Annotated in this window: 12 protein-coding genes; 1 reads left to right on the top strand and 11 read right to left on the bottom strand. The window is 54.4% G+C overall.

Annotated elements, in window-relative coordinates:
* Positions 1-7 precede the first annotated feature (7 nt).
* The 5 genes from smc to RDM26_RS02215 all read right to left on the bottom strand — a co-directional run bounded on the left by smc (position 8) and on the right by RDM26_RS02215 (position 7,551).
* Positions 8-3,682 carry a chromosome segregation protein SMC gene (smc, locus tag RDM26_RS02235; protein WP_307737430.1) on the bottom strand — a complete coding sequence of 1,225 codons (3,675 nt, stop codon included), beginning with the start codon at positions 3,680-3,682 and terminating at the stop codon, positions 8-10.
* Positions 3,683-3,695: 13 nt separating this feature from the next.
* Complete coding sequence (gene ndk, locus RDM26_RS02230) at positions 3,696-4,145, bottom strand: nucleoside-diphosphate kinase (RefSeq protein ID WP_307737429.1); 450 nt, start codon at positions 4,143-4,145, stop codon at positions 3,696-3,698.
* Positions 4,146-4,185: 40 nt separating this feature from the next.
* Positions 4,186-5,016 carry an HPr family phosphocarrier protein gene (locus RDM26_RS02225; protein ID WP_307737428.1) on the bottom strand — a complete coding sequence of 277 codons (831 nt, stop codon included), beginning with the start codon at positions 5,014-5,016 and terminating at the stop codon, positions 4,186-4,188.
* A 141-nt stretch (positions 5,017-5,157) separates the two neighbouring features.
* Complete coding sequence (locus tag RDM26_RS02220) at positions 5,158-5,418, bottom strand: HPr family phosphocarrier protein (RefSeq protein ID WP_307737427.1); 261 nt, start codon at positions 5,416-5,418, stop codon at positions 5,158-5,160.
* Positions 5,419-5,448: 30 nt separating this feature from the next.
* A complete protein-coding gene (locus tag RDM26_RS02215) occupies positions 5,449-7,551 on the bottom strand; it encodes a fructose-specific PTS transporter subunit EIIC (protein ID WP_307737426.1) in 2,103 nt (700 codons plus the stop codon).
* 364 nt (positions 7,552-7,915) lie between these two features.
* On the opposite strand from RDM26_RS02215, the gene ptsP reads away from it, so the two are divergent.
* Entirely contained in the window at positions 7,916-9,586 is a 1,671-nt protein-coding gene (gene ptsP, locus RDM26_RS02210) for a phosphoenolpyruvate--protein phosphotransferase (protein ID WP_307737425.1), read from the top strand.
* Positions 9,587-9,752: 166 nt separating this feature from the next.
* Here the strand turns inward: ptsP and RDM26_RS02205 are convergent, their stop codons facing one another.
* From RDM26_RS02205 to RDM26_RS02180, 6 genes are read right to left on the bottom strand one after another with little or no spacing between them, the layout of a single operon-like run.
* Entirely contained in the window at positions 9,753-10,478 is a 726-nt protein-coding gene (locus RDM26_RS02205; RefSeq protein ID WP_307737424.1) for an FHA domain-containing protein, read from the bottom strand.
* A gap of 38 nt (positions 10,479-10,516) precedes the next feature.
* Complete coding sequence (locus RDM26_RS02200) at positions 10,517-11,968, bottom strand: protein kinase (protein ID WP_307737423.1); 1,452 nt, start codon at positions 11,966-11,968, stop codon at positions 10,517-10,519.
* Entirely contained in the window at positions 11,949-14,528 is a 2,580-nt protein-coding gene (locus RDM26_RS02195) for a transglutaminase domain-containing protein (RefSeq protein ID WP_307737422.1), read from the bottom strand. The genes RDM26_RS02200 and RDM26_RS02195 overlap by 20 nt, the downstream gene beginning before the upstream one ends.
* On the bottom strand, positions 14,525-15,775 hold the full coding sequence (locus RDM26_RS02190) for a DUF58 domain-containing protein (RefSeq protein WP_307737421.1): 1,251 nt from the start codon (positions 15,773-15,775) through the stop codon (positions 14,525-14,527). Before RDM26_RS02190 ends, RDM26_RS02195 begins: the two co-directional genes overlap by 4 nt.
* Before the next feature lie 4 nt (positions 15,776-15,779).
* Positions 15,780-16,748 carry an AAA family ATPase gene (locus tag RDM26_RS02185; protein WP_307737420.1) on the bottom strand — a complete coding sequence of 323 codons (969 nt, stop codon included), beginning with the start codon at positions 16,746-16,748 and terminating at the stop codon, positions 15,780-15,782.
* Positions 16,745-22,615, bottom strand: coding sequence for an Ig-like domain-containing protein (locus tag RDM26_RS02180; protein WP_307737419.1), 5,871 nt, complete (start codon positions 22,613-22,615; stop codon positions 16,745-16,747). Before RDM26_RS02180 ends, RDM26_RS02185 begins: the two co-directional genes overlap by 4 nt.
* Between the last annotated feature and the right edge of the window lie 185 nt (positions 22,616-22,800).

Genomic DNA, 22,800 nt, shown 5'->3' with positions numbered 1-22,800 from the left:
TGTGATCTTAGCTATCTACCGGAGCTACCCGCTGGGAAATCACCCGGGAAACCCCATCGCGCATAGTAACCCCATAGAGCACATCCGCCACTTCCATCGTCCGTTTTTGGTGCGTAATGATGATCATTTGGCTAACTTCTCGCAACTGTTTAAACAGTTCCAACATCCGCGATAGATTCAGATCATCGAGGGCGGCTTCTACCTCATCCAAGATATAGAAGGGCGAAGGGCGAGCCTTGAAAATCGCGATTAAAAATGCCAGTGCCGCCAAGGAACGCTCCCCACCAGACAGGAGCGACAGTCGCTGCACATTCTTTCCGGCCGGTCGGGCGTTAACCTCTACTCCGGTAGTGAGCATATCGCTACTATCAGTTAGTTTTAGCGAACCGGTTCCCCCGGGGAACAGGCGCGCAAATACCTCCGTAAACTCTCGGGAAATATCGGTGAATGCCTGCTCAAAGGCTTCTTTTACCCGGTTATCAACTTCCCGTACCACTACTAGCAGGTCAGCTTTGGAGGTACGCAGATCTTTGAGCTGCCCCATTAAGAACTCGAAACGTTTTTCGAGGGCGCTGTGTTCTTCCAGAGCCAAAGGATTTACTTTGCCCAACCGCGCGATGGCGCGATTAGCTTTTTCTAGCAGCGCACTCTGCTCAGCGCGATCATAGGGACGCCAAAGTCCCTCATCTTGCTCGCTGCAACTTTCGCGGTCTTGATCCGTCTCCACCTGCTTAGTGTCGGTATTTGGCGCCTCCTCGCCCTCATTATCTCCTTGCTCCGCTTCCTCTACTTCTGGGGCAGTGGCGGCTGTTTCTTGCGCATTGGCTGCTTTACGCGCCAGCAAATCAGGGTCGGGAACCAGCTGTTGCGGACCGAAGCTAGCAATCAATTCTTCCTCAGAAAGGGCATAGCGTTCTTGGGCTTGCTGGGTTAGTTGTTCGGCGCGCACTCGATACTCTGCCGCTGCCACCTCATCGCGGCGGGAAAGATCGTTTAACTCCGATAATTCTCCATTCAAGCGATCAATTTCGCGACGCAACTGCTGCGCTGCCTGTGAAGATGCTTCGCGGGCAGCATCGGCGCTCTCCCGCCAAGTTTTCGCAACTTGCGCTACCTGCGCTCCCTGGCGGGCAAAAATCTCACACCAAGAGGCTACCTGCAACATCCTTTGCGCATCTTGGGCGTGTTTGATTTCCCGCTGCTTGGTGGCAGCCAGGCGCAACTGGAAACGCTCCAAAGATTTAACTTCTCCCTGGAAGCGTTCGCGCAAATTAGTGGTGATCTGAGTGGCGGCCGCCAAAGCCAAATGGGTTTCTGCCTCTTTTTCCCGTGCCGTCAAATCTGCGGCGCGAGCCTGTTCTAAAGCCTGTTCGGCTGCTTGTAAAGGAGCTAAATCTTCACTACCAGCAAAGTCACTGCAGGCTTTTTCGGCAACCGCAACCTGGTGAGCGCAGGTGTCCACATCCGCCTGCGCTTGATCTACTTCACTGGCAGATCGTTGGGCTTCGCTCTCAGCTCCCCTGACTGCCGCTTCCCGAAGCGCCCGTTTTTGGGCTTGTGCAGCTGCCTGAGCATCAGCAGCCCGTAAGGTTTTCAATGCCTGGGCGCTAGCTGCCGCCGCTTGGGAAAGCTCTTGGGTGCTCGCCTGTACCTTTGCGCGGGCTTCCTCTGTTTGTTCGCGGGCATCTGCCGCGGCCTGACGCGCTAAGCGGAGCTGGCGCTCGACCTGGATGCGGTTCACCCCGCCACTGCCGGTGCTCCCTAAATACTTACTAATAACCGTGCCATCTGCTATTCCTACTCGCGCCTGCGGGAGCTTTAGTACCAGGGCGCGCGCCGCCGCTAAATCCGGTGCCAAATAGCTATCTGCCAGGATTACTTTTAACACCGCATGCAGGGCGGGGGGCGCTTCCACTGCCGCCAAGGCGGGTATCACGCCCGCTTCTTTCGCGCTTTGCTCCTCGCTCATAGGGATTCGTTCTTGGCTCTCCCCCGCCCCTAGCACCCAGCTAACAATCCCGGTGTTGTCCTTAACCGCCCCTAATCCCGCGTCTACCTGGGAAGCTTCTACTACTAGGGCGGCCCCGCTGGTTCCCAGTAAGGCCGCAATCGCCTTTTCCCAGCGATCAGAAACACTAATCAACGAGGCTAGCTCACCTTGCGGCTTAGCCGCCTGCGCGAATGCATTTTGCGCTTGGCTAGAAGAGGCAGCCAAGACTTGGCGAAGGCTAGTTTCGCTTTCGGCGGCAGCCACCGCTTTAGCTTCACTTTCCCGTAGCTGGTCACGAGCTTTTTCTAATTGGCTGCGCACCGTTTCTTCTGCCTGCGCCAACTCGCGATATCGGCTAGCCGCATCTGCCCCTTCTACCACCGTGTCCTCGCGGTAAACCGCCTGCTGCGCGCGCGCCACCGACAGTTTTTCCCGCGCCGCCTCAGCCGCGTTTTCCGCTCTTTTAAGCCGCGAACCCGCCGCCTCTAAACGTGCTTTTGCGGTTTCTAATTCTCGTTCCAGGCGGGCACTCTTTTGGGTTTTCTGCTGAGCTTCCTGCCGCAATTCCTGAGTGATGCGCGTTAACTCCCCAACTTTTCGGGTAGTTTCTTCCCGCACTGCCTGCGCCGCATCACATTGTTTGCGCCGCGCCAAAGCTTCCTCATCTTTTGCTGCCAATTCACTTTGCAGCCGTGCTAAATGCTTTTGCCGCTCTGCCACGCTAGGCCCAGAGGGAACCGGTTCTGGTTTTGACAGGGAAGCGGCTCGTTCCTCAGCTAGCGCTCCCAAAGCCCGTAGACGCTCGGTGAGGGTCGTGAGTTGTTGCCACAGGTTCGCAGCTCGCCCTGCTAAATCACTTTGCTGCGCATCGGAGTTTAGTTGCGCTAGTTTTTCACGCTGTTTTGCTAGGTTCCCAGCTAGTTCTTCGCGCTGGAGCGTCAGGGTTTGCTCACTTTCCTGGTAGCGAGCAAGCTGCGAGCGCAGCTGCTGCAAGTCATCAGCCAGGATCCGACACCCGGCGTCGCGCGCCTGCGCCTGTAAAACCGCCGCTCGCCGGGCAGTTTTAGCTTGCCGCGCTAATGGCCCCAGTTGTTTTTGAATCTCTCGCGTCAGATCGGAAAGCCGGGAAAGCTTGTCTTCCAAGCCCTCAAGTTTGCGCAATGCCCGTTCTTTACGTCGCTGATGTTTGAGTACCCCAGCGGCCTCTTCAATCAAAGCTCGCCGCTGAGAAGGATCCGCCGATAGCACCTGGTCGAGTTTGCCCTGCCCGATAATTACGTGCATATTGCGTCCCATACCGGTATCAGATAGCAACTCTTGGATATCTAACAGCCGGCAGGCAGTTCCGTTAATCGCGTACTCCGAGCCGCCCTGACGAAACAAGGTGCGGGAAATAGTAACTTCTGAATAATCAATCGGCAGTTCCCCATTGGTGTTATCAATGGTGAGTGCTACTTCTGCCCGCCCGAGGGATGCGCGGGAACTGGTGCCCGCAAAAATAACATCCGCCATGGATCCGCCACGTAGATTCTTGGCACCTTGCTCGCCCATCACCCAGGCGAGGGCATCGACAATATTGGATTTACCGGAACCGTTGGGACCGACTACACAGATGATTCCCGGAGTGAACTGCAAAGTGGTGGCGCTGGCGAAAGATTTAAATCCGCGCAGCGTCAACGACTTTACATACATCTATCTGCTCCAGCTATTTAGCGGCTTCCGGGAACCATATTTTGATCTCGCGAGCAGCGGAGGCGGGAGAATCTGCTGCATGTACCAGGTTCTGAATATGTCCGCTGTCGTAGTCACGTCCAAAATCTCCGCGAATAGTCCCGGGGGCAGCCTCTGTGGGGTTAGTGGATCCCACTAGGGAACGCACCCCTTCCACTACCCGGGTACCTTCGATAACGGCGGCTACGATTTTTCCACTCTGCATAAAATCAACCATGGATTCGAAGAAATGCTTACCACGATGTTCTACATAGTGATCCTGCAACTGATCATCGGTGGCCTCTGCCACCCGCAGCGCTACGATGGCGTAACCTTTTTGCTCAATGCGCGCCAAAATTTTTCCGACCAATCCGCGATGATAGCCATCCGGCTTAACCAGTATCAAGGTATATTCCTTATTCGGATCTAGCTTCAGTTCGTTCATTGCCGCTGCCTTTCTTCTTTCCCGATGCTTCCTGCGGGGTTTACTTTTCTAAGGATACCGGCAATGGCCCGACTCCAATTCTTTTTATCAGCTCTGCAGATGCTGTGGGATCGAGCGCTTCGTCAGGCTGGCTTACTACTTGCGCTTTTGCCCTCTGGTCGGTAGCTATGTCCTTAGGCTCAGGCGTGTTAGGGGCATTGAGTTCTGCTTCTACCGCGTCAAGAGCCCGGCGAGATTCCGCTCCCTCGGCAGCAATCCGCAGTTCGTCTCCCGGTTCTACTTTTAGTCCCATTAAGGCCAGAACGCTGCCCGCATCTACATCATTAATGGTCACCTCAGCATCAAATCCGGTAGCGATCCTCGCTAGTCGCGCAGCCGGACGCGCCGAAAGCGGCTCGGTGCCGCCGTACACCACAATCCGCGGAGCGAGCGGGTCTACAGCGGGAGCAGGCGGCATGATATCGGCCGCGTCCTCGTCGGGGAAGAATTGGGCAGCAGCCCTGATAGAGCGCAAGACTTCTGCTAGGTCAGCGCCTTGAGCGGCAGCTACTGCTCCCGCGGCGGTTCCTTCTATCAGCGGGCCGCGTCCTAGCCGCAAGGATCGCTCCCCTAGATCGGTGATTACTTGCTGGCAGGCCAGACGGGCGGCTCCAAAATCTGCCATCAATACAATTGCGTCCTGCTCTGACATTTTTTCCATCACCGCCGACACCTGGGTAGTCACGATTTGCGAGGCCGTGCCCAAGCCTTCATCGTGGCACCCGCAGGGTTCAACCATAACCTCTGGAGCTAGCGTGGCTACCACTTCGCATACTCCGCGCGCCAAGGTTTGCGATTGCGAAACGATAATAAAGGCGGTTTTCGGACGCATGGTATTTCCTCCCAGGTACAGATGTCTCCTCTAGGTTATCGCGCGGCTGGTTGCGACTTAAACCTTACCGGGATTATCGCTATCGCCAGTTACTTCTGGTGAAATACTAACCGTTAAATCGAATCTGCTAAACGACTGAGGTTAGGCGGCGTCCAGATCCTTGGCGACTAACTCGGCAATCGCCGCGACTGCCTGCGGGTTTTCGCTTTCCACAGTAACTTCTGCTCCGTATTCAGCACCTAAGGTCATGATTAACATCATCGAAGTGGCAGACACGGGGGCATCCCCAGAGGTTGCAATAGTGATTTCTTCAGCAAATTCGCCAGCTTTGTCTGCGATAATCGCGGCCGGACGCACATGTAATCCCACCGGCGATCCCACTTTTACCGTCATTGAAGCCATTATTTCTGCTTTCCTTAATCTACCTGCCGCTTAATTGCTGACTTTAGCTGCTGCCGGTTTTTTGCGATTCACCTTGGCGAAGGTGATAGCCGCGGCTCCCACTGCCACCCCCGCTACCAGGGCGATAATCGCTCCCAATATATTGGTGTAGGCAAATAGCACAAAGATTCCCCCATGGGGAGCGCGACAACCTACTCCTAGCGCCATGGCCAGGGCACCAGTTACTGCCCCGCCTACCATCATCGAGGGTATTACTCGCAGCGGGTCAGTAGCGGCAAAGGGGATCGCGCCCTCGGAAATGAAAGAGAGACCGAGCAGCCAGGCAGCTTTACCGCTATGTTGTTCTGCCGGTGAATATAGTTTCGGCCTTACCGTAGAGGAAAGCGCCATAGCTAAGGGCGGCACCATTCCGGCCAACATCGCTGCCGCCATAAACTGATACGCTCCATCAGTTCCTTGAGACAACCCAGCAGTTGCTACCAGGTAGGCGGCCTTATTTACCGGGCCGCCCAGATCGAAGCACATCATTAGACCGATTACTATTCCGAGAATAATCGCGGAGGATCCGGCCAAAGAGTTCAGCCAATGCTGTAGTCCCCTCATCAAAGCTGCCAGCGGACCTCCCAGCAGTAGGAGCATTATCAGCCCCGTTAGTAGCGTAGTTATTAACGGAATAATTGCCACCGGCATTAGCCCCGCTAACCAACGCGGACACTCCACAGCAGATAGCCAGTTAGCAATAATTCCGGCCAGGATTCCAGTTACCAGCCCTCCGATGAAACCGGCTCCTACCGCTATGGAAATCGCCCCGCCAATGAAGCCGGGAGCGATCCCGGGACGGCCTGCCAATCCGAAAGCGATATATCCCGAAAGTGCCGGCACCAGGAAACTCATTCCAGTTTGGCCTAGAAAGACCAGCAGAGCCCCCAGGTATAACGCAATACCGGAGCGGTTGGTATGCATTTGTCCTTCCCCGAAGGGGCCAGAATCTGGCAAGTTCCACAAAGAGAAATTTAAGGAAATGTCTTGTGCCGGGTCGGAAACATCGTAGCCTCCTAGCAAGAATCCCAAAGCAATCAACAGACCGCCAGCAGCCACGAAGGGAATCATGTAGGAAACCCCTGCCATTACTGCCTTTTGGATTCGCCCTCCCCAATGCGGGTTTCGGGCTTTCCTCGCCGGGAGCGTCGCAGATACGGGCGCGCCCTGTCGAGCTTTATTTTTCGCCATCGCTTCCCGAATTAACCTTTCGGGATCATTAATAGCTGCTTTAACCCCCACATCTACTAGTGGCAGCTGGGAAAAGCGCTCCGGAGCCTGCACGCTCACGTCATGCGCGAAAATTGCTCCTGCCGCTCCGGCTATGAGGGCGGGATCTAGCTGGTTAAGATGTCCCGATCCTTGTGCCTCTACATGCACTCTAATCCCTAGTTCTTTGCCTTTATCGATCAGCGCATCTGCCGCCATATAAGTGTGAGCAATCCCCGTGGGACAAGAAGTCACCGCCACCAGATATTCATCCTGGTCAACGGTTTTCTTTTCTTGCGGCACCGGGGTAACCGATGCTATTGAAGATGGAGAAGTTGCGGCAGTCGCGGCAGCCGGAGCAGCCTGCACTTGTGTAGCTTTAGCTGCTGCTACTTGTTCGCGCCGAGCGGCGGTAGCTACCGGAGGGGCGGACGGTGCTACTGCCGCCATTATTATTTGCGCTGCCTTTTCCGCAGAATCCACAGACCGCAATGCGGAAAGGAAATCTTTATCTACCAGTTTGTGCGCCAACTTTTGCAGTAGTTTCAAATGATCTTTTCCTTGCCCTTCGCCTGCGGCAATCATAAAGATCAAATCGGCCGGGCCATCTTTTGCTCCAAAAGCTACCGGCTCTTTTAACCGAGCAAAGGCGAGAGATACCGTGTTCACCGCTTGGCAGCGGCAGTGCGGAATCGCAATTCCACCGGGCATTCCGGTCGCAGACTTAGCTTCCCGAGTCAAAAGATCAGCGACCAAGCTACTCTCCTCAGCGCGTCCACTAGCAGCAATTTTAGCTGCCAGCGCTCTAATTACGCTGTTTTTATCGCTTCCCAGGGGATCGTCTAGACTCGCCAACTCTGGGATGATTAACCTCTCGTCTTCCATGGTTCTCCTATTTAGCTAGGCAACTTTAAAGGCTAAGCTCGCTAATTCTAACTTCTCCGGGATTAATGTCTGCCAGGGTGGGCGGCTGGGTTCCTGCTTTCGCGCAGGCAACCGCACCAAGAATAGGTATTTTTGCCTCCCCACAACCATCTGATTCTCGCCAAGTTTGCCCCCAGCATTACTGCTCGCTTGCGGTCATTCTATTTAATAGTTCCCGCAACAGTTAAGTATTATTGCCGCTTTTTAGTTATTGGGCCTTGATGGGCTGTTCCCACATTGCTGTAGCAGTTTCGATATATATCTTGTTTAATGCATCGAGACGTGTAACACTGTGATCGTTATGGGGCCTCGGCGAGGAGAGAAGTTGTCCACAGCAGAAACAATTTATGGAACTCCGGTAGTAAATGGTCTAGCCTACGGGCCAGTCGCCTGGGTAAGCCATTTTGAGATCCCCAAATTACCTGCCACTAAACTCCCGTTAGCTGAACGTAAAGCTGAGGTCGATCGCTACCTTCAAGCTGCTCAAACAGTCTCCGAACGCCTGCTGACGCGTGCAGAATCCACGGTAGGCACTGCCTCGGATATTTTAGCAGCTCAAGCCGAACTCTCCCGCGATCCCGGGTTCAAGAAGATGGTGGTTCAGTCAATTAATAAAGGCACCCCCGCCGTAAGCGCCGTGATCACCACCACCGACATGTTTTGCGCCATGTTTGAAAAAGCCGGCAGATTGATGGCAGAACGTACCACTGACCTGAACGATCTCTGCATGCGGGTAGTAGCAGAACTATTGGGTGAACCCGAGCCGGGAATACCCCATCTTGGCGAGCCCTCGTTACTTTTCGCCGATGATCTTGCACCTGCTGACGCCGCGGGACTTAATCCGGAAAAAATCTTGGCTTTAGTTACCGAACAGGGCGGCCCCACCTCTCATACTTCGATTATTGCCCGCCAACTGGGGATACCCTGTATCGTGGCAGTGCGCAGGCTCCACCAGATTCCCCCGGGAGAGAAAGTATTTGTAGATGCCTCCCTGGGATCGATTACTACCGGTGCCAATCCGGAGGAAGCCCGCCCAAAAGTTGCCGCTGACCTACACTCACGCGCCGCTATCCGCAACTGGCAAGGCCCGGCACGCCTCGCCAGCGGAGAGGAAGTAGAACTGCTCGCCAATGTACAAGACGGTCCCGGAGCACAGAAAGCTTCTAATGCCTACGCACAGGGAGTAGGACTTTTCCGCACCGAGCTATGTTTCCTGGATTCAACGAAAGAACCTACTTGCGCGCAGCAGGCAGAGAAGTATTCGCAGGTGTTTGCGGCTTTCCCGGATCAGAAAGTAGTTACCCGCACCTTGGATGCCGGATCGGATAAGCCTATTTCTTGGGCCACTTTAGAGGAGGAACCTAACCCTGCTCTGGGAGTGCGGGGACTGCGCACTACCGGGATCGACGAAGACCTCTTTACTCGCCAATTAGATGCAATCGCACAGGCATCACGGGCTCATCAAGGAAAAAACTGGGTAATGGTGCCGATGGTCTCTACCCTGTCAGAGGCAAAGTGGGTGGCAAAGCTAATTCGAAAGCGGGGACTTACTGCCGGAATTATGGTGGAAGTTCCAGCAGTCGCGATCATGATTGACCAGTTCCTAGCGGAAGTTGATTTCGTTTCTATCGGCACCAATGACCTTAGCCAGTATGTGATGGCTGCTGATCGGATGAACGCTAATCTGGCAACCTACACTGATCCCTGGCAACCAGCAGTTTTAACCTTGATTTCTCGAGTAGCCGCCGCCGGGGTACGCCTGCAAAAACCGGTAGGGGTATGCGGGGAGGCGGCAGCTGACCCTATTTTGGCGTGCGTACTCCTAGGGATGGGGGTCACTTCCCTATCGATGGCGGCTTCGGCGATCCCCGCGGTGGGTTCCCAATTGGGACAGGTTAGCAAAGAGCAATGCGAACGCGCCGCCCAAGAGATTTTAACGGCACAAGATAGTGGGGATGCCCGGAACATTGCCCGCCGCGCCCTCGGGATTAACTAATAGCTAAATGGGTTGCTACCGGGACGCTACTGCCCGTGTTAACTCTTAGTAACCCCAATAAGACTCTCAGAACCTGAAGGTAAAAAACTCGCGCCCCGGCATTTTACCTGGGCGCGAGTAGCAAATCTTTAGTGCTTATAATTTTCTAACCAGTATCTAAACCGGTTTAATAGCCGGCAGGCGCGGTGCCGATAGAAAGGTATTGCCCCTCCCCCAGATCGACAATATCGCCTGCTTGCAGCTGCACTGGCTGCGCCGGTTCAATCGGGTAGATTTGTCCGCCGCGACGCAAACGGGTGCCATTTACTGACTCTAAGTCTTTCAAAGAGGGCATACCATTTACATCAATATAAAGCAGGCAGTGGGTACGGGAAATCTGTTTAGCAGGACTGGGCACGGTCATAGTTTGGGCTTGCGGATAGGTGGAAGTAGCCGCATCAGGACGGCGCCCCACCACAATCGCGTCCTCTAAAATCATGGACTGCCCCTGCCCGGAAGTAACCGTATAGCGGGGAGCTGGCTGGTAAGCATCTTGCCCACCATATTGAGCTTGCATCTTATATTGCCCCTGGCTATAGCCTGCTTGCCCGTATGGTTGTTGATATTGCCCCTCTTCATATCCTCCTTGCTGGTAGCCAGGTTGCCCATATTCGCTGCTCTGAGAGGAAGGAACCCCTTGGGGAGAATACCCCGAGTATTGATCCGAACCGGGCTGCCCGCCATAGGGATTAGGGTAGACGGCATTAGCCTGCTGACCGTAGGGATCGGGACTGATTGGCGCCGGTACCCCGGATTCTGTCTGGGGCGCTCCATAAATCCCGCTGGGCGGTACATAACCTGCATTCGCTGCACCCGACTGGTTCGGGTAGTACTGGTAGGGGTCGTTATCCATTGATTTACCTCCATTACCAACCGGCAAATTTACGCTCTCTATTGGCACCAGTCTACCCCAGGAGAGGTTTTTCCATCTAAGCTAACCGCAAAAACCTTTACGCACCATTTACCCCCCTGGGGATGGAGAGTTATTTTCGGTTCGCTAACCGTATGACTACCGGCATCCTTACCATCCTGGATTATCTGCACCTGATAGGAGGCCGGACTATCACCTACGCCTGGTTTCCAAGTCAAGGTGATTTGTCCATCGACGACAGGTTTTCCTTCCAGCGCGGTGACCGCGGATATTTCGGAAACAATTCCGTCCTCTGCCGAGGCAGTTATCAAGGGCTCTGCAGAGCTGGGCGCAGTTTTAACCGCACTGGTATCTGTTTTGAAATAGTAGGAAACCCCGGCAGCAGTTCCCGCTATCAGCACCAGCGCTCCAATAAGTGTCAGGAGAATCCGACGCCATCCCAGGTGGGAGGCAGGTAATAGGGAACGCGAAAGCGCCGCGCTAGAGTGGCTGCCCACAATCAAAGGGCTATCTGCCTGCCCCCACTCTTTTCCCGGCGATGATTCTTGGGAAGGGGAGGCATCCTTCAGGCGGGTAGCATCCGGATCGGTAGTAGCTAACGACAACGTTGGATTATCGCTGGCAATATCCATACTGGTCAGCGGGAGAGATAGCCCGCGTTGTAGTTCCTGGAGCGCCACGCCAAATTGCGCGGCACTTTCGGGGCGTTCAGCTGGATCACCCTGCAATGCCCAGGCCAGAATCTCGCGCAAAGGAGAGATCAACTGCGGGTCATCCAGCGGCGGAACCGAATGCAAAACCCGCTGAGTCAGTGCCGCTACCGAGTTATCGCCTCCGGGAATCTCGAAGGGACTGTACCCGGTAACTAACGAATGCATAGTGGCTGCCAGGGAATAAATATCACTGGTGGCAGCGGCCAAAGAGTTCTCATCGTGTTGTTCGGGAGGCGCCCAGGGCACCGACAACCCTAAAACATCCCGGTGAGCTAACGGTTTACCCAACGGCAAGGCTAAACCAAAATCCGATAACACCGGGGTGGAAAACTCTGAAATCAGTACATTTGCCGGTTTCACGTCCCGGTGCGCGAGGCCGGCTCGATGTACCGTTTCCAGGGCTCCGGCTAAGCGAATAGTGGTATCTAAGGACTGTGCAAGTGAAAGCGGGTGGCGGCGGACGCGCTGCGACAAATTTGCCACCGGACAGTACTGCAATACTAAATAGGGTCGTCCATCTGGGAGTTTCCCGGTTTGAAATAAAGACAGAATTGCCGGGTGAGCACAGGTGGCAGCCAGAGAATCGGCCTCGGTAGTAAAAACTTGGCGTCCCTGCCTGCTGCCTAACTCCCGCAGGACTTTCACCGCTACTTGGCGTTCGGGACGTTTTTGTTTATAGAGATAAACGTCGGCAAATCCGCCTCTACCCAACAGTGATTGCACGCTAAATCCCGGGATTTTAGGGGGTGTTTGGGTCATAATCATCCCCTTTCCGTAACTGAGTTTCCTCCGTATTTTGGGGCGAGGGAGCCCGGCGGGTATAGTCTAGCGCCTGCGGGGGCAACGCTGGAGGCTCCGGGGGTATAGGGCGAGCCGGCGACCGAGGCGGCTGCGGCAGCCCAACCTTGCCGAGGCGAGTGGCTTCCGAAAACTCTCCTGCCCCCGTTAAGACTGGAGAAGCCTCTTGCCTATTGCCGGGTGCCAAGGGAGTACGCAACTGCTGATATTCCTGCTCGGTCAGCCCCAAAGATAGGCTCGGTAGCGAAACCTCCTTGCGGGGAGTTAACACCTTCCTCATCCCGGGGATTATCTCTAGCTTTTTAGCAAAACTACTGCGAATAAACCGGTAATAAAGCGAGGACGGTCGAATCGCTGCCACCCATGCTTTCCCTTTCCCAGCTGCCGTTTTCCAAGTAAGGGTTAACTGTTTAACTAGCTGCCAAGCCCAATCGGAATCAATTTCACTATCGCTGCTGGGACTGTAATCTAGATAATCAGCGATTCCCGCTAGCTCTCGCGCTCCTGACTGCGACTGGCTCATAGTCCCTAGAGAACTATCGATAATCCAGGCGGCTTCTTGCCGAGTGGCTCCCGCAGGGAGCCGGATTCCGCGATCCCGGAAACGGTCAACTATTTCTTCCCAAGCTCCCTTTAAACGATCTTGGGGTTCTTTAGCCCGCCGCCTCCTGCGGGAGCGATACCATTTAGCTAAGAGAGTTAGCAAGATAGGAGAAAGTAGTAGCAGCAGCCAAGCACCATATTTGGCCACTTGCGCCAGCGCTGCCAGAATTTGCATTCCCGTGGAATGATTATCGGCATGCGCTTGTTTTTCCACATGGGGTAACACCGGTGGAGTAGCCGGTGGAGGCGGGGGCTGCAGTACCTGGGGTTTGGGAACCGATTTGGGTTGCGGTTGATCGGTGCGGGGTACGCGATCACGGGGAGGCGTGGGGTCAAAGGGGATCCAGCCGACCTCTTTAAATTTTACTTCCACCCAGGCATGAACGTTATCCCCTTTAAGTTTCAGGTTCCCGCCCGCCTTTTTATCACCCGGATAGGCTCCGAGCACTACTCGCGCCGGAGCCCCAAAAGCGCGCACCATCAAGGCCATAGCTACCGCGTATTGTTCATCATCACCGATCAGTTCTTGCCCCTGGAAAAACTGGCTCATCCGGGCGGCGCGATGTCCGGGGCGAGAAAGACCATCGGAACCATCGGAGAAGAAACCTTGTCCTGATAGGTAGGACTCTACATTGCGCACCTTTTGCAAGGGACTGGTCGCCCGGGCAGTTAACTGGTTGTTAAGCTCAGTAATTTCTACCGGCACCGCTTCATCTTTACCTTGCGGAATGGGATCAAACTCTAGGCCAGACACCCTCGCATCGCTGGGAATACGTTCCTTTGCGAAACTTACCTGATAAGAAAGGCTCCCAGGGTTAGCGGTAAAAGCCGAGCGCAGAGAGGTCGAATAGTAAACCACCGGTTTGGGCTGGGTTGCGAATTTTAGTGATTGCGCATTACCCAGCAGCGGAACCCAAGGTTGATCATAGTTAACCAGTTTAACTTCGGCTTTACTGTCGGCGGACACCCCTTTATCTAGAATCGAATCAACCTGCAGGAACTGTGCGTTCAATTGGGGATCTATTTTGAAAACGGTACCGTCATAAGCGTTCATAGTGGCAAAACGCATCCTACTACCCGCTGGATAGTCCTTCACCTCAGCAATAGTTTTGTCTTTCCAGTCGCGCGAAAGATGCCTAAAGGAGGCTAACGGAGAAATAAAGTCTTCTAGTTCCACCGGGGGCAGGACGTGGCTGCGCAACACTTCCCGGTTTCCCCGCTCGGTAATCCCCGCCAAAGATGCTGAAGCTAGAGAAATAATTAGGGTAACTGCCACCATCGCCAGCGGACGGATCAAGCGGTTTTTCTTTCCTGTTCCCGCTAGGTTCACTGCGCGCCTGCGTGCCTTGGACGCGGCCTCGCTAACCAGTCCGCACCAAAGCAATGCGAGGAAGAAATAGGCGGCTCCTGCCCAACGAGCTACCGGAACTAATTGAGACCCCCAGGCGATCGCTACCACTAGGCTGATAGTGGCAGGTATTAGCGCTACCCAAGGTCGACGCGAAGCTGCGGCTAACCCCGCTAAAAGCGCGGTAATGAGGCAGGTGAGGAAAGGTAGCACCGCGGCTCCTCCGGCTGGGCTTAGCGGCAAGGGAGCCGTAAGAGTATCTCGCCAGCAGGTCACCGTAGAAGTAACTAGAACTTGTAGGCCCGATAGGGTGGGGTAAAACTTTCGCCCCCAGGGGTCGGTAGCCGCCAAAGTGCAGCCAAAGAGTAAAAATACCCCTAGCATTAAAGTTAAAGTGGAGATTATCCCCAAACGCCAAAGACGGCTAACCAGGGCTACTAGGCACCCTAAAAGCGCTCCGCTGCCGGCAGCTATTACCCCGGTGAAACCTACAAATGGCAAAGAAAACAGGTAACAGGGAACGATCAGCAGCAACAGAGAGCTCAAGCCTACAAGCTGGGATCTTTTCACGCTAGACTCACCCCATTTAATGCCCGTGGTAGCTGTGAGAGCTCCCCGATATTTAGCAGTCTATGAGAGGCGGCTCCCCGGCGGGTAAAAGTAGCGCCGGCATCAGATCGGATACCGGTAGTAGCCATATCGGCTGCCGGTAGCAAACAGATTTGTTGCATCCGGCGCATAGTTACTCCCGGCCCGCTGATCAAGGAACACACCGAGGCTTGCGCTTCATGAGCTAGCGCCCAGCGCACCAAGTGGCGATAGTCTTGAGCGGCCTCCACGGGTTGCACTTCGGTTAAGAAATCTAGGACGGTGCGAGCAGTTGCCGCTTTTAATACGGTTTTTCCCGCATAAAGGGTCAGGGGCTGCCCACTGGAAAGGGAGGAAACCGCCAGAGAAGCCGCCGCCTCTACCGCCAATTCAAAGTCGGCTTCCCCATAGTTTTCTCGCTTTAAATCCAGCACAATCAGATGGTGGGAGCGGCGAGTCTCTAGGTATTGTCGCATCATTAACTGGCCAGTATGGGCAGACATTTTCCAGTGAATATGCCTACGGTCGTCCCCGCTTTCATAGGGACGCAAAGCATGAAAAACCGCATCTGAACTGCTTATGACCTGCGAGGTTGCCCCTTCCATATCCCGGGAATAGCCACTTAATGTCCCCAGCGCGGAAGTGAAGTTGGGATACACATATACGTCTTGAGATTCCGGCCAGGACCGCACCCGACGGATCAACCCTAAAATATCTTCCCGCACTGTGCGGGGCGGGCCGACCACAATCTTTTCTCGCCGTCTGGTTTGTAATTGAAACTCCCGGGTGAAACTTTTTCCGGAACGCAAACTAGGTACCGCTATATCGGCTTGTTCTGTTCCCAATGGCAGTTCTATTTTCAGGCCACGCACCGCGCGACGCCCCTGGTTGGTCGCTACCATGCGCCCTAGTAGTTCTTGTCCTTTGCGGAGCCGATCTTGCTCAACTGTTACCCGCAGCGCCAGCTCGCCCGCGCCCCAGGTCTGCCCTATCGCCGCCAGCAGTGCCAATAGCGCAGCAAACATTATCGCCGCAGCTTCCGCCCAATCCCAAGCCCAGTAGGCACCCAGGCTAGCTAGTCCCCCGAACAAAACTAGCCACCCCAAACCAGTAAGCGGAATTTTGCGCACGGCAAGAAGCAAGGCACGCGTGCGCACCGGTTTCCAGGCTTTATTTCCGCTTTTCAGCGCATCTTTTAACGCGGTAGTGGTGGTTTCGGGAACTTTCATTATTTTAGGCCTGCGAATCCACTGGCGCAGGTACCTCGTTCAGCGCCCTCGCAACTACGCTTTGCGCAGTGGCTCCTTCAAAGAGGGCATCGGAGTCCATAATAATCCGGTGCGCCCAAACTGGTACTGCCAGCGTTTTGATATCATCGGGCAACACATAGTGGCGTCCTTGGGAAGCGGCCCACACTTTGGCCATCCGCATCATCCCGATTGTCGCCCGGGTCGAAACCCCCAAATTCACCGCATCATCCAAACGGGTAGCTTCCGCGAGTTGCTGCACATACCGGGTAATCTGCCCATCTACGTAATTTCGCAGTCCTAGCTGTTCCCAGGTAGCGATTTCCTCAGATTCAACTACCGGTTTTAGATCTTTAGATAGATCCGGCTGAGCCGCACCGGAAAGGATTTTGATCGCGGTTTCCTGGTCGGGATAGCCTAAGGAAATCTTAATCAGGAAGCGGTCTAGCTGCGCTTCGGGAAGCTTGTAGGTGCCCGCCTGCTCTACCGGGTTTTGGGTGGCGATCACCAGGAATGGCGATTCCACCGGGTGCACCACTCCATCTACGCTGACTTGCCGCTCTTCCATCACTTCTAGCAAGGCAGATTGAGTTTTGGGACTGGCACGGTTGATTTCGTCTGCGAGGACGATATTGGCGAAAATCGGCCCGGCATGAAAATCCCATTCTTTAGTTTCCTGGTCATAGACGGTTACCCCGGTTATATCAGTGGGCAACATATCGGGAGTGAACTGGATACGAGAATGGGTAGCATCGACAGAAGCGGCGAGGGCGCGCGCCAGGGCGGTTTTACCAGTTCCGGGCGCGTCCTCTAGCAGCACATGTCCGCCTGCTAGGAAAGCTGCTAACACTAGGCGCACCTGGTGCCCTTTACCGAGTATCGCCTGATCAACATTTTCGGCTATCTGCGCGAAACGGGTAGCAAACTCAGCGGCTTCAGCCTGTTTCAGGATCATATTGCGAGCTCCTTTTCGGTTTGCCGGGCAGGTAAATCTTGCCCGTTAAGACTAGTTTTTAGGTATTTATTGTCCCCGAGGGCGTGTAGCGGAAACTGGGAATCTGCATACCGCCAGCAATCGTCACCGGTGGTTGGGAATACCGGCAGCTCTATTAGGGGTGTCAGGTGCGGCCAGAGTGGCTTTGAAACCGGCATCAACGGGGTCAGCTGATACCAATTTTGCAGGTAGGACACCGACTCTATCGGCTCATTATCACCGGGGTTTTCGCTACCGGGATCGGGGGTAACCTGCAGGGTCGAAACCTCCACGTTGTTTCTACTCAGCCGAGTTCCTTCCGGAATTAGCTTCAGATCTGCCGTTATTATCCAGCTCTGCCCGGGTTGCAATTCTTTGAGCTTAATCACCCATCCCGATCCCGCAATCATCTGGGTTTGATACTGGTAGTCTGCGAGAGCTGATCCTCCTGATTCTTTCCCCGATACCGACAGCTCCAAGGAGCTGCTATCCCAGGTATCCAAGCCGGAAACGTCTACTTGTATTACCGTTCCGGTCTGTGTTCTGCTGCTTTCCAGCTCTCTCATATTGGTGATTTGGGGACTCTTTTGTGCTCCGAGATTTGCACTTAGCGGCTTGTAGGCACCTTTGTTATATCTAAAATTGCAGGTGTATTCGACTTTCAGACCAGTTCGTGCCCGCGGGTCAGTGAAATAGAAAGTTCCATCGTCTGCTACTGGGTTTCCCGCTACCCTGGTGGGTCTACAGCTTCCGTCATCTCCGACAGGGGCATCCGCCCCCTGCAAATATACTCTGGCCAGTTTAGATCCCGCGCGCTCTAAAGTAGCGCTAACTGTACTTTCGTTGAAGGAAGCGAAAGTTTCGAATCGGCCAGTAGCCGCCGGCCCCGCCTTGGTATTGACCGCGATGACGGTGAAATTATGTTCTCCGCCAGGCAGGTCTTTAACCTCTAGCTTGGTGTCTTTAACTTCCCGAGCACCGCCACCATCTATAGTCACCACATAGTGGTCTATAGGAGAACCCCCGTTTGTACTGGGTGCCTCCCAAGTAAGGGTCGCGGTTCCAGCTGCACTACCGATGGTGCCACTCGGATTGCCGGGGGCACCGGGAGTAACCTCTACCTCTATCGGCGGGGAAGCCCCCGAAGGCTTAGAATCTCCCACCCGGTTAGTGGCCACTACGGTAAAGCTATGAGATTTCCCTGGTTCCAAGCCCGGAAAATCTACCAGCGTTGCCCGGGAAGTAACCGTTTTCCCAGAAACCGAATCGGTAACTTTGTAACTAGTAATAGGAGTGCCGTTAGCGGCAGGGGCGATCCAGCTAATGGTGGCGGTAGTGGATTCGCTGATGGTGGCGCTGACTGCCGTAGGAGCATCGGGCACAGACAGAACCCGAATCCGGGCGGTACCGGTTACTTGGCGATCTGGATCGCCACTGGCATCTTGCAGAGTAAAGGAAACCGCCAAGTCACCTTTAAAACTTGCTGCCGGGGTTACTTCCAGGTGGGTTCCGGAGGCTGACGCCTGTCCGGCTCCTTGCACAATGCTAGGTGAGCCTACGGTTTTCAAAGGTTTTCCGGGATACGGGTTCGTAGCGTAGCGACTTAAGTCAATGTTGACGCTCTTGCCGGATTCGCCCTCTAAATCAATCGCGGTTACCTGGATCAAGGGACGAGTGGAGCTGACCACTCGCACCGGGATTTTCCCGATGGTAGGCCCAGAGCTGTCCTCTACCGTGACTTCGATATAGCCGGCATCTCCCTTAGCTTTACCAGCTTCGGCCGAAACGGAAAGCTGGCTGCCCCTCAACGAGGCCTGAATACCTGCAGGAAGCGCTCCCAGGCGGTAGCGCATTTTTGCGGGGTCGTCCCCATCTTCATCGCTAACCATATCCGCCAAATTGACATTAACCGCGTCTTCACCAGCAGCTACTTCTATGCGTGTAGGGGTAAAAACTGGCGGGCGATTACTGGAGGGTTTCACCTCGATAGGCAGCGTTAAAGAGGCACTCAGGGCGGAGGAATCGTTAGTTTTACCGTCGCTGACCAGCATTACCAGCGAGGTTTTCCCGAAAAACACAGGGTTAATACTTACTTGGAAGGAATCATCTCCGGACATTTTGACTCCGCCTGCAAACCCGGCACCCAGGGTAATGGCTTTGGCGGAATGAATATGCGGGGTGCGTGCCTTGCGAGTAATCACATAAGAAGTCAAATCAACGGTCAAGGTCTCGCCGGATTTAGCTTTTATAGGGATAGTATCGGGGTCGATATAGGGTTTTTGTTCGGAAACTCCAGGGACATTAACTATGGCGTTAGCGCTTAACCCGTCCTGGTCGGTAACAGTATAGAGCACCAATTGGCGCTGCGAGGGCGCGGGAATCACTAGCTTTTTACCCTTGACGGTTACTCCATTTTGCTGACAACTAACCGTCAACGCCGCTCCATCCCCATCAGGGTCAACATCATTGGCGAGGACGTCCACTTCGATAGGCTCGCCCACTTTTCTTCCCGCTTCTTTCGCGCTTACCAGGTCATCGGCGGCCTCGGGGGCTTGCAAAGGGGCAAAGGGGTCTACTTGCACGGTAGCAATAGAGGTATCCTGTCCGCCGCGTCCATCATCGATAGAATACTCAATCCCGTACGAATCAGCTTTCTTGGGGGTGTTGAGCACTACCGCGTTTTCGCGGGCAGCCACTTGCAAACTATCCCCCGGACTTTGTAGCGATTCGGCAATCAAGCTAACCCCGTCACCATCAGGGTCGGTATCGTTAGCAGTCACTGCCACCGCTAGAGGGCGGTCCGGCCGCACTCGCACCTGATCCGGGTTAGCCTGTGGATTTTGGTTAAGACTGGCAGCGGGAGCTACCCCTACCTGCACCCGCGCGGTTCCTTGCTTACCAAAGCGATCTTCGACGATATAGGTAAAAGTATCGGTTCCAATTTTTCCTGATATTGGCTGATAGTTGAGCCAACTGGAGCCAATATCAACTATCCCCATCTTGGGGGCATCGGCAATCCCCACTAGGGATACTGAATCTCCGTCGGGATCGATATTGGTCAGATCTACTGGAATCCGGGTGGCTTGCCCCGAAATTGCCCGCCCGGTGACTACTCGCGGTTCGGGAGCAGAATTATCGGAAGCATTTGCCGGTTTTATTTCTACACTGACCCGCGCACTAGCTTGGTTTTGGTTAGTGTCCCTCACCGTATAGGTGGCGTCATATTTTCCAGCTTTTTTAGCCAGGAAACGTACTTGATTTCCGGTTACAAAGAACTTCCCGGCTTCCGGTGGAGTGGAGGTGGTTAGTTTCGAGTCCACTTTCAGGGTCAAACCCACCGGGGAATGGTCATTTGCCAGCACATCTACGGTGGCCACATCCCCTACTCGTCCTTTGGCCTCATCTGGTTTTGCGGTGGGGGGCGTAGTTGCCGATTGAGTGGTTACCGGAATAACCGTAACTACCCCTTCGGCGCTCTCGTGCCCATTTGACACCTGGTATTTCAAGGTTTCGGCTTTAGTGATTCCGCGGGGCGCCGTGATATTCAACAGCGAATGATCCATCACGGTTGCCCGCAGGGGTGAGGACGCGCCCACGGTAACCGCCTGGGTTACCAGCACTTCCCCCGCTGGATCGGAATCGTTGGCGAGCACATCGGTTAATACCTGCCCGCCTACCGGCAGTACCGCCATATCATCTTCTACCACCGGTTTTCCGCGTTTTCCAGAAGCAGTAACATCAACTCTGATAACTCCGGTGGCAGTGGCTGGCCCGTCAGAGACCGTATAGGTCAAGTAATAGATCCCTTCTTGATCTGAACGGAAGGAGAGAGTCCCTCCCGCCAAATCCGGGGTGACCAGCGGTCCGGTACGTTCAATATTTACCCCCGCCAGGGTCAAAGGATCACCATTGGCATCGGTATCATTTGCCAGGGGACGAATAGTGATAGTGGTTCCGGCTCTAGCGAACGCGATATCTCCGTTAGCTTCCGGAGGCACGTTTCCAGCGGCACGCACATCCACAATCACGCGCCCTGATATTTCTTGTCGCCCATCGGAGACCAGTACTTTTACTTCTTTTTTCCCAACTCCACTGGCCTGGTTACGGATCACCAAGGTGCCTTCTTGACGATATTCCACCTGGTTGTAGCCGTTAGAGGAAGCACCCGATAAAAACACCGGATCTCCATCGGGATCCGAAAATACCGGGAGCGCGTTGTACTCAATTTGCTTTCCAGATTCGACCACTACCGTGGGTACCCGTTTTTGTACTGGCGCGGAATTTTGTGGTTCCGGGGTGACATTCACGGTCACATTGGCGGTATCGACACCGCCGCGGCCATCCTTTGTCTGGTAGGTAAATTTAATGACTCCGGAGGCAGCGGCGGGCAGTTCTATGCGTAATGCTGCACCTGCGCGTACGGGTTTTACTTCACCTTGGCTGACTGGGCCTAGTACTTCAGCGGTTAGTAAATCTCCATCAGTATCGGAATCATTCTCCAGCACCGGTAACGTAGTTATTTTTCCTGGCCGAGCCCCGAACACGTCATCGCGAGCCACCGGCGGGGTGTTTTCTTTTTGCCGATCTTTTTGCGCTATCTGTTCGGTTATCTGGGGAGAATCTTCTCGTTCTTCCTCTTTTTTCAACATGGTGGAGATCTCGTCCCAGTTATCCACCAGTTCCATGTTTTTATCAGCTAACCATATTGCCCCATCAGTGGTGTCATTAAGCACCACCAAGTCGCGGTTCTTGCGAAATACCGGGGTCTTGGCGGTTTTTAGGCGCGCGAGTTCTTGGGTGGGGCGATAAACCTTTCCAGCGCATTCACGCACAAATTTGCCGCTCCCTGCCCAGGCTCCATACACACATTGGGCTTTTACTGCTGGCCTGGCCGGTTTGCCCGCGCTCGACCCGGAAGGAATCTCCCGGGTGGATCCGCTATTCAAATCCACTTTTATCAATTTGTCTTGGTCTGCCAGCAGCGCGTAGGGTTTTGCCGGCCCGGATTCTTGCAGCGCCAACTGAGAACCGGCCACTTTTATTCTTTTTCCACTGGGCAGGAACAGTACCCCTTGGGAACTATCGAGGGCGACCGCTTGCTTGCCGATTCCCGCCACTTGCAGCTGGGCATTAACCGGGATTTGCGATAATTCTACCCGTTCATCTTTCCAAAGTTCTCCCTCTTTGGTCACGGTAATTAGCTCTTTGGAAGTCGGTGAGGCCAGGAAGAATGCTCCGGTGTCCCCTCCTGCTAATTGGGCTCCCCACAGGGAACGCACCGTAGCGTTAGCTCGAGTGCGCTCTTGAGATAATAGGTCTTCTCCGCTCCAAAGTAGGCCGGCTTCCGGGTCTAGGATCGCCAAGTTTGTCCCCGATTGGGCTATCTGCTCACCTTTCTCCAGGGAAGAGGAAGTCTCCAGGCGCACCTTCTTAGGGTCAATTTTGGCGACTTCGCTGGCGGCCTGGTTCTGGAAATTTACATTCTCGCCCGCCTGAGTGACGTCAAAATCTCCCGCTTTGGATCGCACCGCCCCATCCAGGGTGCGCGCCGGAAAATTAAGGTGTCCCACTAGATGCTGAGATTGATTGGTTACCCAAATTCCGCCATCATTTAGATCCACCTGCGCCCGAGTAATGCCGGGGTGCTGCCAAGCCAGGTAAACGATTACCATGCTTAGGGCTGCTAGTGTGGCGATTGCAGCTTTTCGCAAGCGTCCCCGTAGTTTGAGATTGTTTTGTTTCCGGTGCTGGAGGGCAGAATACCCAGTAACTCCGGCGTTTTGTTGCCGCCCGCTACTATTTACAAAACTGCCAGTTTTCCCCCGGTTAGGACGCGAGGATCTGCCCATCCTCCCTTTTCTTCCCCGCACTCCAGCCACAAGCTCGTCCTCTTCACTAGATCGAAGGTTCCCCGCGACAGACCTGGATATGGCACGCAGATGGGGAACAACCTGCAGATTATCAGCAATTAATCACTCTACTAAACCTACCCCCACTTTCGACTGTTTTAAAAAGTTATCCACAGCTATGGTTT

It is taken from the genome of uncultured Varibaculum sp., from assembly GCF_902489465.1.
In the GTDB taxonomy this organism is placed as follows: domain Bacteria; phylum Actinomycetota; class Actinomycetes; order Actinomycetales; family Actinomycetaceae; genus Varibaculum.
Note: the sequence above shows the minus strand (reverse complement) of the source record. Positions and strands in the feature narration are given on the sequence as shown.

Excerpts from the sequence above, each read along its gene's own strand:
- smc (WP_307737430.1), bottom strand. The coding sequence starts at position 3,682 with ATGTATGTAAAGTCGTTGACGCTGCGCGGATTTAAATCTTTCGCCAGC.
- ndk (WP_307737429.1), bottom strand. The coding sequence starts at position 4,145 with ATGAACGAACTGAAGCTAGATCCGAATAAGGAATATACCTTGATACTG.
- RDM26_RS02225 (WP_307737428.1), bottom strand. The coding sequence starts at position 5,016 with ATGCGTCCGAAAACCGCCTTTATTATCGTTTCGCAATCGCAAACCTTG.
- RDM26_RS02220 (WP_307737427.1), bottom strand. The coding sequence starts at position 5,418 with ATGGCTTCAATGACGGTAAAAGTGGGATCGCCGGTGGGATTACATGTG.
- RDM26_RS02215 (WP_307737426.1), bottom strand. The coding sequence starts at position 7,551 with ATGGAAGACGAGAGGTTAATCATCCCAGAGTTGGCGAGTCTAGACGAT.
- RDM26_RS02205 (WP_307737424.1), bottom strand. The coding sequence starts at position 10,478 with ATGGATAACGACCCCTACCAGTACTACCCGAACCAGTCGGGTGCAGCG.
- RDM26_RS02200 (WP_307737423.1), bottom strand. The coding sequence starts at position 11,968 with ATGACCCAAACACCCCCTAAAATCCCGGGATTTAGCGTGCAATCACTG.
- RDM26_RS02190 (WP_307737421.1), bottom strand. The coding sequence starts at position 15,775 with ATGAAAGTTCCCGAAACCACCACTACCGCGTTAAAAGATGCGCTGAAA.
- RDM26_RS02185 (WP_307737420.1), bottom strand. The coding sequence starts at position 16,748 with ATGATCCTGAAACAGGCTGAAGCCGCTGAGTTTGCTACCCGTTTCGCG.
- RDM26_RS02180 (WP_307737419.1), bottom strand. The coding sequence starts at position 22,615 with ATGGGCAGATCCTCGCGTCCTAACCGGGGGAAAACTGGCAGTTTTGTA.